Annotated in this window: 12 protein-coding genes; 6 read left to right on the forward strand and 6 right to left on the reverse strand. The window is 59.0% G+C overall.

Annotated elements, in window-relative coordinates; all coding sequences use genetic code 11:
- The first annotated feature begins 26 nt into the window (after positions 1-26).
- The gene (locus AB4O23_RS23260; RefSeq protein ID WP_065876941.1) at positions 27-680 is read left to right on the forward strand and encodes an HAD family hydrolase; all 654 of its coding nucleotides are present in this window, start codon (positions 27-29) and stop codon (positions 678-680) included.
- A gap of 142 nt (positions 681-822) precedes the next feature.
- Here the strand turns inward: AB4O23_RS23260 and AB4O23_RS23265 are convergent, their stop codons facing one another.
- A complete protein-coding gene (locus tag AB4O23_RS23265) occupies positions 823-1,785 on the reverse strand; it encodes a zinc-binding dehydrogenase (RefSeq protein ID WP_065876940.1) in 963 nt (320 codons plus the stop codon).
- A gap of 138 nt (positions 1,786-1,923) precedes the next feature.
- Here AB4O23_RS23265 and AB4O23_RS23270 point away from each other — a divergent pair, with 138 nt between their 5' ends.
- On the forward strand, positions 1,924-4,005 hold the full coding sequence (locus AB4O23_RS23270; RefSeq protein WP_223271462.1) for a carboxy terminal-processing peptidase: 2,082 nt from the start codon (positions 1,924-1,926) through the stop codon (positions 4,003-4,005).
- A gap of 117 nt (positions 4,006-4,122) precedes the next feature.
- Entirely contained in the window at positions 4,123-5,892 is a 1,770-nt protein-coding gene (locus AB4O23_RS23275) for a bifunctional diguanylate cyclase/phosphodiesterase (protein ID WP_460060778.1), read from the forward strand.
- Here the strand turns inward: AB4O23_RS23275 and AB4O23_RS23280 are convergent.
- From AB4O23_RS23280 to AB4O23_RS23295, 4 genes are all read right to left on the reverse strand, one after another.
- Complete coding sequence (locus AB4O23_RS23280) at positions 5,889-6,260, reverse strand: hypothetical protein (RefSeq protein WP_017530344.1); 372 nt, start codon at positions 6,258-6,260, stop codon at positions 5,889-5,891. The two genes, AB4O23_RS23275 and AB4O23_RS23280, sit on opposite strands and share 4 nt — an antisense overlap.
- A complete protein-coding gene (locus AB4O23_RS23285; protein WP_460060782.1) occupies positions 6,257-6,595 on the reverse strand; it encodes a helix-turn-helix domain-containing protein in 339 nt (112 codons plus the stop codon). The genes AB4O23_RS23280 and AB4O23_RS23285 overlap by 4 nt, the downstream gene beginning before the upstream one ends.
- Before the next feature lie 96 nt (positions 6,596-6,691).
- Entirely contained in the window at positions 6,692-7,147 is a 456-nt protein-coding gene (locus AB4O23_RS23290; RefSeq protein WP_017530342.1) for a YkvA family protein, read from the reverse strand.
- A gap of 344 nt (positions 7,148-7,491) precedes the next feature.
- Positions 7,492-8,223 (reverse strand): FKBP-type peptidyl-prolyl cis-trans isomerase, encoded by a 732-nt coding sequence (locus AB4O23_RS23295; RefSeq protein WP_003172938.1) that lies wholly within the window; start codon positions 8,221-8,223, stop codon positions 7,492-7,494.
- A gap of 258 nt (positions 8,224-8,481) precedes the next feature.
- Between AB4O23_RS23295 and AB4O23_RS23300 the strand changes: the two genes are divergently transcribed.
- Positions 8,482-10,290, forward strand: a complete 1,809-nt coding sequence (locus tag AB4O23_RS23300; protein ID WP_460060787.1) for a di-heme-cytochrome C peroxidase — start codon at positions 8,482-8,484, stop codon at positions 10,288-10,290.
- Complete coding sequence (locus AB4O23_RS23305) at positions 10,287-11,453, forward strand: catalase family protein (RefSeq protein ID WP_065876936.1); 1,167 nt, start codon at positions 10,287-10,289, stop codon at positions 11,451-11,453. Before AB4O23_RS23300 ends, AB4O23_RS23305 begins: the two co-directional genes overlap by 4 nt.
- Positions 11,454-11,972: 519 nt before the next feature.
- Here AB4O23_RS23305 and AB4O23_RS23310 read toward each other — a convergent pair.
- Positions 11,973-12,242 (reverse strand): DUF6555 family protein, encoded by a 270-nt coding sequence (locus tag AB4O23_RS23310; RefSeq protein ID WP_017530339.1) that lies wholly within the window; start codon positions 12,240-12,242, stop codon positions 11,973-11,975.
- Between the two features lie 432 nt (positions 12,243-12,674).
- Between AB4O23_RS23310 and AB4O23_RS23315 the strand changes: the two genes are divergently transcribed.
- Positions 12,675-13,511: an AraC family transcriptional regulator gene (locus AB4O23_RS23315; protein WP_017530338.1), complete on the forward strand. Its 837-nt coding sequence runs from the start codon at positions 12,675-12,677 to the stop codon at positions 13,509-13,511.
- Positions 13,512-13,593: the final 82 nt, after the last annotated feature.

A 13,593-nucleotide genomic window follows, 5' to 3' on the forward strand; every position in this document is an offset into this window, starting at 1 on the left:
AACGATTGATTGAGAGAGCGTAAAGGATGGCATTGGTAATTTTTGATCTGGACGACACCCTGATCCACGGCGACTGCGCCACCCTGTGGAGCGAGCAGATGGGCCGCCTGGGCTGGGTCGACCCTGAGTCGTTCATGCGCAGGAACAACGAACTGATGGACGCCTACAGCCGGGGCGAGTTGGCGATGGAAGACTTCATGGATTTCAGCCTGGAGCCAATGATCGGCCGTACGCCGGAGGAAATCGAACACCTGGTGGAGCCATGGGTCGAGGACATCATCGAACCGCTGATCTACAGCGACGCGACCAAAACCATCGCCCGCCATCGCGCCAACGGTGACCGTATTCTGGTGATCTCCGCCTCGGGCACGCACCTGGTGAAACCGATTGCGGCGCGCATCGGCATCGATGAGGTGCTGGGGATTGAACTGGAGATCAGCCATGGCGTGTACAGCGGCCGTACGGTGGGTGTACTGACCTACCGCGAAGGCAAGATCACGCGTTTGCTGGACTGGCTGGAACAGGAAGGTGAGACGTTGGAGGGTGCGTATTTCTACTCGGATTCGCGCAATGATCTGCCGTTGTTATTGAAGGTCGATTACCCGCACGTAGTGAACCCAGACCCGGTGTTGCGCGAACATGCCGAGAAGGCCGATTGGCCAATCTATCACTGGACCTGATTCAACAGAGATCCAAATGTGGGAGGGGCGGTGCGACGATTCGACTTGCCCCCGATGGCGGTGGATCAGTGAAAAATGTTTCATCTGACACACCGCCATCGGGGGCAAGCCCCTCCCACATTGACCCTATTCCAATCCGGAATCAGGTGAAGCTTTCGTCAATCACCAACACCAACTTCCCGGCAACCCGGTTGGTCGCCAGTTCGGCAAACGCCGCCTCGGCATCCTTGATCGCAAAGGTCCTGGCCAGTTGCGGGCTCAGGCGCCCTTCGGCGAACAACGGCCACACGTGCTGGCTCAGGTCACTGAACAGGTCGGCCTTGAACTGGTCATCGCGGCTGCGCAGGGTCGAGCCCAGCAACTGAATGCGCTTGCCCAGCACCTGCGCCAGGTCCAACTGCGCCTCACGGCCCCCCATCAAACCAATCAACACCCAACGCCCATCCAGGGCCAGCAGCTTGAGGTCCAGCGCCGCATAGTCGCCGCCCACCGGGTCGAGAATCACATCGAACGGCCCGAAGTCGCGCAGCCCTTCGATCCCGTCGGTGCGCACCACGCCGCCCTGGGCGCCCAGCTTCTCACAGTACGCCAGACGTTCCGCCGACCCCACACTGACCCAGCATGGGCTGCCAAACGCCTTGCACAGCTGGATCGCCGCCGAGCCCACGCCGCTGGCGCCAGCATGCAGCAGCGCCTTCTCCCCGGGCTTGAGCCCCGCCAATTGGAACAAATTCAGCCACGCGGTGCTGTACACCTCAGGCAATCCCGCCGCTTCGATCAGCGACAAGCCTTCCGGTACCGGCAACACATGCCGTGCATCCACCACCACTTCTTCGGCCATACCCCCACCGGCGAGCAGCGCACACACGCGATCGCCCACTTGCCAGGACGAGCCCGCCCCCACTTCGCTGATCACTCCGGAACACTCCAGGCCCAACACTTGGCTGGCGCCGGGTGGCGGCGGATAGAACCCCGCACGTTGCAATAAATCGGCGCGATTAAGGCCGGCCGCCGCTACACGAATGCGAACTTGGCCTACATCACATGTAGGACTTGGTTCGTCCAACCACTCCACATGACCTTCAACGCCTTGCAATGCTTTCACAGTGCCTCCATAGTGAGTCTGGACTGAGCCCGTAGCAGTAGCGCCGGGCTTTTTGCATTATGCGACCGGCCCCTATGGAACCGGCAACTTCAAAGACGGCCTAATATGCGTTATCAATTGCCCCCGCGTCGAATCAGCATGAAGCATCTGTTCCCCAGCACCGCCCTCGCTTTTTTCATTGGTCTCGGCTTCGCGTCGATGTCGACCAATACGTTCGCAGCCAACAGCTGGGACAACCTTCAGCCGGATCGCGATGAGGTGATTGCCAGCCTCAACGTCGTCGAGTTGCTCAAGCGTCATCACTACAGCAAGCCGCCACTGGATGACGCTCGCTCGGTGATCATCTACGACAGCTACCTCAAGTTGCTGGACCCGTCGCGCAGCTACTTCCTGGCCAGCGATATCGCTGAGTTCGACAAGTGGAAAACCCAGTTCGACGACTTCCTCAAGAGCGGCGACCTGCAGCCCGGCTTTACCATCTACAAGCGTTACCTGGACCGTGTCAAAGCGCGTCTGGACTTCGCCCTGGCTGAGCTGAACAAAGGCGTCGACAAGCTCGACTTCACCCAGAAGGAATCCCTTCTGGTGGACCGCAAGGACGCCCCTTGGCTCACCAGCACCGCCGCACTCGACGACTTATGGCGCAAACGCGTCAAGGACGAAGTGCTGCGCCTGAAGATCGCCGGCAAAGAGCCCAAGGCCATCCAGGAGTTGTTGACCAAGCGCTACAAGAATCAGCTCGCGCGTCTGGACCAGACCCGCGCCGAAGATATCTTCCAGGCCTACATCAACACCTTTGCGATGTCCTACGACCCGCACACTAATTATCTGTCGCCAGATAACGCGGAAAATTTCGATATCAACATGAGCCTGTCGCTGGAAGGTATTGGTGCCGTCCTGCAAAGCGACAATGACCAGGTGAAAATCGTGCGTCTGGTGCCGGCAGGTCCAGCCGACAAGACCAAGCAGGTCGCCCCTGCCGACAAGATCATCGGCGTGGCCCAGGCCGACAAAGAGATGGTCGATGTGGTCGGCTGGCGCCTCGACGAAGTGGTCAAGCTGATCCGTGGGCCAAAAGGCAGCGTGGTGCGTCTGGAGGTTATCCCGCACACCAACGCGCCGAACGACCAGACGAGCAAGATCGTATCCATCACCCGTGAAGCGGTGAAGCTCGAAGACCAGGCCGTGCAGAAGAAAGTCCTCAACCTCAAGCAGGATGGCAAGGACTACAAGCTGGGCGTCATTGAGATTCCGGCGTTCTACCTGGACTTCAAGGCCTTCCGTGCCGGCGATCCGGACTACAAGTCCACCACCCGTGACGTTAAGAAAATCCTCACAGAGTTGCAGAAGGAAAAAGTCGACGGCGTGGTCATCGACCTGCGTAACAACGGCGGCGGTTCCCTGCAGGAAGCCACCGAGCTGACCAGCCTGTTTATCGACAAGGGCCCGACCGTGTTGGTACGCAATGCAGACGGCCGTGTCGACGTGCTCGAAGACGAGAACCCGGGAGCCTTCTACAAAGGGCCGATGGCGTTGCTGGTCAACCGTCTCTCGGCCTCGGCGTCGGAGATTTTCGCCGGTGCCATGCAGGACTATCACCGCGCAATGATCATCGGCGGCCAGACCTTCGGCAAAGGTACCGTGCAGACCATCCAGCCGCTCAACCATGGCGAGCTCAAGCTGACACTGGCCAAGTTCTACCGGGTTTCCGGGCAGAGCACCCAGCATCAGGGCGTACTGCCGGACATCGATTTCCCGTCGATTATCGACACCAAGGAAATCGGCGAAAGCGCCCTGCCGGAAGCCATGCCTTGGGACACCATCCGTCCTGCGATCAAGCCTGCTTCGGACCCGTTCAAGCCGTTCCTGGCGCAGTTGAAGGCTGACCACGACACCCGCTCCGCCAAGGATGCCGAGTTTGTGTTCATCCGCGACAAGCTGGCCCTGGCCAAGAAGCTGATGGAAGAAAAAACCGTCAGCCTCAACGAAGTGGACCGTCGTAAGCAGCACACCGACATCGAGAATCAGCAGCTTGTGCTGGAGAACATCCGCCGCAAGGCCAAGGGTGAAGACCCACTCAAGGAACTGAAGAAAGAAGACGAAGACGCGCTGCCAACCGAGGCGGATAAAACCAAGCCGGAAGACGACGCTTACCTGGCCGAGACAGGCCGGATCCTGCTGGATTACCTGAAGATCAGTAAACAGGTGGCCAAGCAGTAAATGATGGCAATTTAATGTGACCGCTCTGCGGAGTGTCATCAAATAGACATCATTCTGTCGTGAAATGAAGGACCCCAGGCGCAACGCCTGGGGTCCTTTTTTTCGATCGAGATCGCCATGACCATGAACGAACAGCTGAATGCACTGGGCTCTATCCTGGCTCAAGGCAGTTTGCACAGCCTGTTCCAACCGATCATCTGCCTGTCCGAACGGCGCGTTCTTGGCTACGAAGCCCTCAGCCGTGGCCCCTCCAACAGCCCGCTGCACTCCCCTGTCGCCTTGTTCTCGGTGGCCAGCCAGGCCGGGCGTCTCAGTGAACTGGAAATGGCCTGTCGCCTGAGTGCATGCCGACGTTTCAGCGAACAAAAGTTACCAGGCAAGCTGTTCCTGAATATCTCCCCGCAATCCCTGATGGAAACGGCGCACCAACCGGGGCGCACCCTGCAACTGCTGCGCGACTTCGGCATCCCGCCGAGTCAGGTAGTGATCGAACTCACCGAGCAAACCCCCACCGACGATTTCGACCTGCTGCAAACCGCCCTGCATCATTACCGCAACATGGGCTTTTCGATTGCCCTGGATGACCTGGGCGCTGGCTATTCGAGCCTGCGGTTATGGTCGGAGTTGCGCCCGGATTACGTGAAAATCGACCGACACTTTATCGATGGCATTCATCAGGATGCACTCAAGCGCGAGTTTGTCGGTTCGATCTTGCAAATCGCCAAGGCGTCCCGTGCCCAGGTGATTGCCGAGGGCATCGAGTTAGCTGAAGAACTGGCGGTGTTGACAGAAATGGGCGTGGACCTGGTCCAGGGTTACCTGCTCTGTCGTCCGCAGGAACAGCCGCCGCAGGAAGCGCGCCTGATGCTGCCCAAGCCAGACCAAAATATCGCAACCCTCAGCGAGGAAGGCAGCGACCTCAGCGCTCTGCTCAATGAACAACCGGCGGTGGACCAGGACACCGCCACGGCGCAAGTGCTGGAAGCGTTCCGCCGCCAGGCCAACCTCAACTCGCTGGCGGTGCTGGATGGGCGCGGCCACCCGGTGGGCATCGTCCATCGGCATTCGCTGTCCGACGCACTGCTCAAGCCGTTCGCCACCGACCTGTTTGCGCGCAAGCCCATCAGCCGTTTAATGAGCACCGACTTTTTGGCGGTAGAACTGAGCCAATCGCTGCAACAGGTCAGCCGCCTGCTCACCAGCCGCGCGCGGCAACGCATCGAAGAAGACTTCATCATCACGCTCAATGGCGACTACTTGGGTCTGGGGCGGGTGATCGATGTACTCAAGCTGATCACCGAGTTGAAGATCCAGCAGGCACGCTATGCCAACCCGCTGACTCTGCTGCCCGGCAATGTACCGATCCAGCAATGCCTCACACGGCTGTTGCAACAGCAACGGGAGTCGGTGATCTGCTACGTGGATATCGACAGCTTCAAGCCGTTCAACGACATCTATGGCTACGGGCGAGGGGATGAGGTGTTGCTGTGCCTGGCCCAATGCCTGAATGACCGGGTGGACCCCAGCCGCGATTTCGTCGGGCACATCGGCGGCGATGACTTTTTGCTGGTGCTGGGGCCGCAGGACTGGCGCAAGCGGCTCAATCAACTGCTGGACGACTTCCACACCCAATGCCGGCGCTTCTATCGCGCCGAGCACCTCGACGCCGGCTGTTTTGTCGCGTTGAACCGTCAAGGCGTGCGCCAGGAGTTTGCACTGCTGTCGCTGTCGATTGGGGTGGTGCATTTGTATCCACAGGCCTGTGGACAACTCGATGCCAGCCAGTTGGCAGAGCTGGCGTCGCAGGTCAAGCATCACGCCAAGGATGTGGCCGGTTACAGCATCCATGTGATCGACAGCATGGACACGCTACCCCAGGCCCTTTAAGCCTCGGCAGACTCCGGGTATTGGTACTCAAACACCCGCACCACTTCCGAAGCGTGCCAGGAGGCGGCGGCGACGCCATCGGACGGCCCACTGAAGCGCCCCAGGCGCTCCACGCATTCGAAGAACCCGGTGCGCGGCAGGCGGCTGGCGCCCTGGCTGATCACCAGAGAGCTGCGCAACGGCTGCTCGGCCTTGGCGTCCAGCGCCGCCAAGTGTTCCAGGGCCGCGGCCAGGGTTTGCATCGCCGGCGTCGGAAATTGCAGGCGTTCAAGCAGCGCGCGGTACGTCAGCAGATGCCGCTGGCGGCGCGCCTGATCCAGTTCATTGAGTAAACCATCCCAATGTTGACGGCTGATACGTAGGCTCAAGATTCATCCCTCCAACCTGCAACGCCCAATTCCCAGGCCAGGCTGCGGCGGATCGCTGCATCCGGCTGACGTTCACCACTTTCGATCAATCCGAGATACGAAGGGCTGATGCCCACGGTGCGAGCCAGGGTTTCGATAGCCAGGCCCTTGGCTTCACGCAATTGGCCCAGGTCCGCCAGCGGGCGCAGGTCCCGGTCGGGTGCGGCGTGTACAGGAGGAGAAGGAGTGTGCGTCGGTTGTTGCTGACCGGCAGCTTTTAGCAGCGCCTGGTACTGATCCCATGGCAGCACCGCGTATTCGGGCTCGCCATTGCGTGAAATTATCTGAATATCCATGACTGCCCCGTAGGATAACAACACTTACCAAGTAAGCCCTTTCCTTAGGAGTGTAATCCTAACAGCCACAAAGGTCGCAGGGGGATAGCCGAGTCGTCAGTTTTTTTGCGGGTTTTCCTTGGCCAGCAAGGCTGGCGTGGCAGGCAGCCGCTCTACAACAGCAAGCTTTTCCGGGCGCAGGGCGTCTCGCCAGGCACGAAAAGCACTGAGTTCGCCCTCCAGAGTTTTCATGATCCAGGCCAGTACAGCAATGTCATCGAGCATGCCGAACATGGGGATGAAGTCCGGGATCGCATCAATCGGGCTCAGGAAGTACATCAGCCCCGCCACCACCGAGATCAGCGCCTTGGGGCTGATCGCCCGGTACTCGCCCCGCCAGTACGCCAGGCAGAGGGACTGCAGCAATTTGAAATCATCCTTGAGCTTGCCCAGGCGATTGCCCTGGTTCGAACTCTTGGCGGCCACGGCGAACAACAGGGTCGGCAAGCGCCCACGGCCCAGCAAGCGTGCGGCCATGGGCAGGAAACGGGTGAAATTGAAGGGTGGTTTCATCTGTCACTCCAGTTCCATCAAACAGAAAGGTTATCCACACAAATTGTGGATAACCTTGTGAACAGAGCCTTTTTAAATGCCTGAAAGCCACGGACTACAAGGCTTCCAGTCAGATCGGGCGTTTTTTGCGCACATGAAAAAAACCCAAGATTTCATTGACTTGGCGAAGGCGTGCGGCTAGCCGCACTTGAGTCTTATATCAGACTGTTACCCACTACGGACGTTCGTTCGGATTTGCAGCGGCGCCCCACGTGGGAGCAAGCGCCCTCACCCATGTGGATCGATGCATGCCGCAGAAACAACAACGCCCCGTCGAGACGGGGCGTTGTGTGTTCAGGCGCCGATTACTTCTTGGCGGCAGGTGCAGCAGGTGCGTCAGCCTTGGCTGGGTCCTTGATGGCCAGCAGCTCCAAGTCGAATACCAGCACGGAGTTGGCTGGAATCGCCGGGCTCGGGCTCTGGGCGCCATAAGCCAGGTCGGACGGGATGTACAACTCGACCTTTTCGCCCACGTGCATCAGTTGCAGGCCTTCAACCCAACCCGGGATCACGCCGCTGACCGGCAGGTCAATCGGGCTGCCGCGATCCACGGAGCTGTCGAACGTGGTGCCGTTGGTGAGCTTGCCGGTGTAGTGAACAGTCACCACGTCAGTCGGCTTAGGCTGTGCGCCGTCGGCCTTCTTGATGATCTTGTACTGCAGACCGGAAGCGGTAGTGACTACGCCGTCTTTCTTGGCATTGTCTTCGAGGAATTTCTTGCCGGCGGCTGCCGACTCTTCGCTCATCTTGGTCATGCGTTCTTCAGCACGTTTTTGCAGTGCGGCAAACGCTTCAACCAGTTCGTCGTCCTTGAGCTTCTGCTCTTTCTTGCCGACAGCATCTTCGATGCCCTGGGCTACTGCTTTGGAGTCCAGGTCATCCATGCCTTCTTGGGCAAGGCTTTTGCCCATGTTCAGGCCGATGCCGTAGGAAGCTTTCTGCGCCGGGGTTTTCAGCTCTACGCTGGTCTGCGAATCACAACCCGCAAGTACCAGGCTAACCAGGGCCACCGCCGCCGCCAACCGATGCTGTTTCATGCTATTTCCTTGTTCATGCGCCAATAGGGCATTCGAATAAAGTCGCGAGCTTATCAGGCGGCCACGACCAATGGCTACCGGCATGTGAGCAGGAAACTTCCGATAAGTTCACGTGTTTAAAAGCATTTTCATTCATGATGGGGCCCCGCGAAGGATCGTGGGATCGCCTACTACCGGGCTCAGGGTCACTTGCCGCATGTGTGGCGTAGTGGCATAACAACACGACTCCTCGACAAGACCGAGACAAGGATAGCCATCTTGCGCATTTTTCGCCGTGTATTACTCCTGTTACTTGCCGCGCTGGGCCTGATCCTGGCCGTGGTGCTCTATTACACCGTCAACCCCAGGCTGCCGGACTATGTGCCCGTGGAACAGGTGCACTACCAGGATCAATGGAGTGCCGCCGACCGTCAGACGTATTACTTCACGCCTCAGGGCACCCAGGTCAAGGGCCTGCATTACGACTGGTTCACCGCCCTGGAATTGCCGTTCTCCGAGCGACGTTTTGCCACGCCCGACTACCTGGCGCGTTTCGGCTTCCTGGTCGACCCCAAACAAGTGCCCTCCGCGCAAAACCCCGGCAACCTGCCGGTAGGTTTCGCCCGGCACAAAAATGCCGGCAGCAACGTTGAATACCTGGATATCACCTGCGCCGCCTGCCACACCGGCGAGCTGCATTTCAAAGGTCAGGCAGTGCGTATCGACGGCGGTTCGGCGCAACATGTGCTGCCTTCCAGCGTGCCGACCTTGCGCGGTGGCAGCTTCGGCCAGGCCTTGGTCGCCAGCCTCGCCGCCACGTATTACAACCCATGGAAATTCGAGCGTTTCGCCCGCCAGGTCTTGGGTGACCGTTACGACGCCGAGCACAGTCAACTGCGCCAGGACTTCAAGCAGTCGTTGAACTCGTTCCTCAAGGTCGCCTGGAACGACACGCACCGCGGCCTCTACCCCACCGAAGAAGGCCCTGGCCGTACCGACGCCTTCGGCCGCATCGCCAACGCCAGCTTTGGCGACGCCATTACGCCGGACAACTACCGCGTCGCCAATGCGCCAGTAGACTACCCGCAGTTGTGGGATATCTGGACCTTCGACTGGGTGCAATGGAACGGTTCGGCCCAGCAACCCATGGCCCGCAATATCGGCGAAGCCCTGGGCGTGGGCGCCACCCTGACCTTTTTCGACAGCGCCGGCCAGCCGCTACAAGGGGATGCCCGCTACCCATCGAGCGTGCGCGTGCGCGACCTCAACCTGATCGAAGAAACCCTGCAACGCCTCAAGCCACCGACTTGGCCCGAGGACGTGTTCGGCGCTGTCGACAAGCCTCTCGCCGCCCAAGGCCGTGCGCTGTTCACCGAGAACTGCGCCAGCTGCCACGTACCCAGCGTCACCCAAGAAGGTGGCCGCCCGGTGCAGCACCTGAAGATGCTGCCCGTGGATTACATCGGCACCGACCCCGGCACCGCCAGTAATATTGCCGACCAACGCTACGACCTCAGCGCCCTGCAATGGGACCCGGCGGAGCTGGCCAAGCTCAATGTCCAACTGCACCCGACACCGACCGAGCCGCTGGACCTGAAAAAAATGTCGGTCGCCAAGGGCCTGGCCTACGTCACCGCCTTCGTTGAAGACCATGCCTACCGCGCCGCCGGCGTAACCCCCGCCGAACGCCCACGCCTGGACGGCTATGGCCTGCCCATCGGCGTGCGCGAGTTGCGTGCCTACAAAGCCCGCCCGCTGGCCGGCGTGTGGGCCACCCCGCCGTTCCTGCATAACGGCTCGGTGCCAACGATCTACCAGTTGCTTTCGCCCCAGGACGAGCGCAGCACCACCTTCTATAAAGGCACCTTCAATTACGACCCGCGTCACCTGGGCTTTGAGACCGGCGCGTTCAAGAATGCCTTCCTGTTCGATACCAAAATTACCGGCAACCACAACAGCGGCCACGAATTCCGGGCTGGCGAGCGTGGCAAAGGCGTGATCGGCCGCGGCTTGCTGCCGCAGGAACGCTGGGCGCTGCTGGAATACCTCAAAGTGCTGGGCGGCCCGCTGGAGCAACAATTGCCATGATGATCCGATCTCGATATGACCAACCGTCCCTGCTCGCCCGCCTGTGGCTGCGCCTGGGTGCGTTTCTCGGCAAGACCCTGTTGTGGCTGGTGGGCCTGGGCCTGCTTGGCTGGCTGGCGGCCACCGCCTGGTACGCCTGGCAACACAGCGGGCCAGTGTCGCCGGATGAACAGGTCCCGGCGGGTGAAGCAGCGATGACCCAGGGCATCATTCAGACCGCGGTGCGCATCGTCGACCAACACCGCGAAGGCACCCGCTACCTGCGCGATGCACACGCCAAGGCGCATGGTTGCGTGAAGGCCGAGGTCAGCGTGCTGGCCGACCTTGACCCGGCACTGCGCCAGGGCGTGTTCGCCGAGCCTGGCAAAACCTGGCAGGCGATGATGCGGCTGTCCAACGGCAACGCCTACCCGCAATTCGACAGCATTCGCGATGCCCGCGGCATGGCGATCAAGCTGCTCGACGTGCCGGGCAAACAGCTGCTCGCCGACCAGCAAACCCGTGCCGAACAGGACTTCGTGATGTTCAGCCATCCGAACTTTTTTGTCAGCGATGTGGCGGAATATGCGCAAAACATTGGTGCCCAGGCCGATGGCAAGAAAGTCCTGGCATTCTTCCCCAACGTCGACCCGCGCAGTTGGCAGGTGCGCCACCTGTTTATCGCGCTGGCGACCCTGGCACCCGCTCCGGCCAGCCCCACGCAGACCACTTATTTCTCGGTCTCGCCCTACAAGTTCGGCGCGGCCAACGCCAAGTTCCGCGTCGCCCCCGACCCGCAAAGCTGCCCTGAATATGTATTGCCTAAACAGAATCAGGACCTGCCGAACTTCTTGCGCAGAGCCCTGAGCCAGCAGCTTTCCACCGACCGCGTACCGGCGTGCTTCGTGTTGCAGATCCAGCGGCAGAACCCGCAGAAATTCATGCCGATCGAAGACACCAGCATCGAATGGAAGGAAAGCGACGCGCCCTATGAAACCGTGGCCAAGGTAAAGATCCCGGCACAAGACTTTGATACCCCGCAACTGAACCTGGCCTGCGACAATCAATCGTTCAATCCGTGGTTTGGTGTAGAAGAGCACCGCCCGATCGGCGGCATCAACCGTTTGCGCAAGGCCGTTTACGAGGCTGTCAGCGACTACCGCCATAGCCGCAACGCGCCGTAAAGGATAAAGGTGGAATCAAGCAGGAGGCGGCTCTATAGCCGCCCTCCTCCCACGCCACCGTACTTACGGGCTCGGGGGCATGTTTAACCGGTCGCCATAAACGCTGGCTTGCTCAGTAACGAGCATGCCCGCATGAATGCTTGCGGCATCAATGATGGCATTAAAATATCAAGTAAGCGCTTGTTTGAATTTTCGTATGTGATTTCTTGAAATCCTCTCGTCCTTGGTCAATCTTATAGGCCTGCTCATTCATGGATGAAGCCGTCATGCCAGCCAAACAAGCGAACCGTAGTTGCGAAAAATTCAATAAAATCTACGAGCCTGCTACGGAAGCGGAGCCCGCATATAGGGTGTCTACTTTTTCGGAACGGTTATGCCCTAAGTGCAAACAACAGTACTCACTAGAGTATGTCAGCAGTGCATTACGCGTTAATGTGGAAAAGTTATGCATGTTAGCGAACAAGAGAAACGGTTGACCTGATTTATACACGAACGTATGGACTTTTTGCGGTAGTGCATTCATTCGGGTGGAGGGGGAATGTAGGGCTTCGGGTTAAATGGCACAGTGCCAGACGGCCGCCACCTCACGTTTTCAAGCCCATAGCGCTCTGCCATCGGTTTGCTGATGCGTTTGAGCTTGTCATTACGTGACCTCGGAATGATGCCTATCCCCGCATCGCAACAAGCCCAGTGCCAAGCCTCTGCATTATTCATAACTTCGCTTCTTATAATGAAGGACCGGGGTGTGTGATGAAGTTCATACTCGATGATATATAAATAGCTTGTCATGTTTGCTCCTTCTGAATTTTTTTTGTTATCTCGTCAGAAGGAAGGTTCAGATTTTTTTCCTGTACAAATCATACCGCTTCGTACAAGTTTCCCCCTTGCCGGCTTATTACGCCGTTGGTCGGCATCGCACAAAAGAAAATAAACTTGCGAAGCGTTTTATGTTTCTCACTACTGAGTCTGTGCACTCATGCAGTCTCTAAAATTCCTGTCTTGCCCGCACTCTGCGGGCTTTTTTAATGTGGGTTTAGTCCGACGGAGTTGGCCGATGTGTGCCATTCACCAATGACGTCAATCGATCCTTTTTCTGCCTTTGCGCATAGGCAGCTTTGGCTCAGCCTCAACCCGCACAAATCTTCTAAACTTCCTGTTCAAAAGCGCGGTAATTTAGCCGCCCGCACCGTTCAAAACTGACCCCTACCTCTGGAGCCTTCCGTGGATAAACGCAACTGGATTGAGCTGTCCCAGGATGCCGATACCGGGATTGAATCGATTCGCGCCCATTTTCAGGGGCATGCCTACGATCCGCACTGGCATGACAGTTTTCTGATTGGGGTCACCGAACAGGGGGTACAGCAGTTCAATTGCCGACGCGTTCGCCATCTCAGTACACCGGGCAAGGTATTCATGCTGGAGCCGGGGGAAATCCACGACGGACATGCGCCGACCGAGGAAGGGTTTACCTATTCCATGCTGTACCTTGACCCGCACTGGCTTGAACGGGAGCTGCATGCGTTGTTCGAGCACGCGCCGGCCAATAGTCAGCCGGGCTTTGCCGACACCCTGAGCCAGGAACCGGGCCTGGCCGCTGCCGTTTATCAAGCCTTCCACGTGCTTCACGGGGGTGATTTGCGCATCGTGCGCCAGAACGCCATCGATACCTTGTTAGGGTCGCTCACTTGCCACCTTGATTGGCGCAAGCGGCGGGTGTTTGATCCGCGCCTGCCGTTGGTGGCCCAGGTGGCGCGTGACTATCTGCATGCCCATGTCTACGAGGACATCGGGCTGGATGATCTGGCGCAAGCCTGTGGGGTTGATCGCTTTCGCCTGACGCGGGCCTTCAAGGCCGCCTTTGGGCTGGCGCCTCATGCTTATCTGATCCAGTTGCGCCTGGCCAAGGCGCGGCAGCTACTGGCGCGGGGCGAGTCACCGGCGCAGGTGGCCAGTGCTCTCGGGTTCTCCGATCAAAGCCATCTGGGGCGCTGGTTCCGCCGTGCTTACCAGCTCACACCAGCGGACTACCGCAAGCGCTGCTCAAACCTTCCAGACTGAATCCAGCTGACCCGCGACCATGGCCTCCCATCTGATCAAGGAGTCCATGCCATGTTTTTTTCGCTGTTCTTTTCTGCCCCTT

It is taken from the genome of Pseudomonas sp. H2_A10, assembly GCF_054680085.1.

Coding starts and splice junctions, on each gene's coding strand:
- AB4O23_RS23260 (WP_065876941.1), top strand. CDS start 27: ATGGCATTGGTAATTTTTGATCTGGACGACACCCTGATCCACGGCGAC.
- AB4O23_RS23270 (WP_223271462.1), top strand. CDS start 1,924: ATGAAGCATCTGTTCCCCAGCACCGCCCTCGCTTTTTTCATTGGTCTC.
- AB4O23_RS23275 (WP_460060778.1), top strand. CDS start 4,123: ATGACCATGAACGAACAGCTGAATGCACTGGGCTCTATCCTGGCTCAA.
- AB4O23_RS23285 (WP_460060782.1), bottom strand. CDS start 6,595: ATGGATATTCAGATAATTTCACGCAATGGCGAGCCCGAATACGCGGTG.
- AB4O23_RS23290 (WP_017530342.1), bottom strand. CDS start 7,147: ATGAAACCACCCTTCAATTTCACCCGTTTCCTGCCCATGGCCGCACGC.
- AB4O23_RS23295 (WP_003172938.1), bottom strand. CDS start 8,223: ATGAAACAGCATCGGTTGGCGGCGGCGGTGGCCCTGGTTAGCCTGGTA.
- AB4O23_RS23305 (WP_065876936.1), top strand. CDS start 10,287: ATGATGATCCGATCTCGATATGACCAACCGTCCCTGCTCGCCCGCCTG.
- AB4O23_RS23310 (WP_017530339.1), bottom strand. CDS start 12,242: ATGACAAGCTATTTATATATCATCGAGTATGAACTTCATCACACACCC.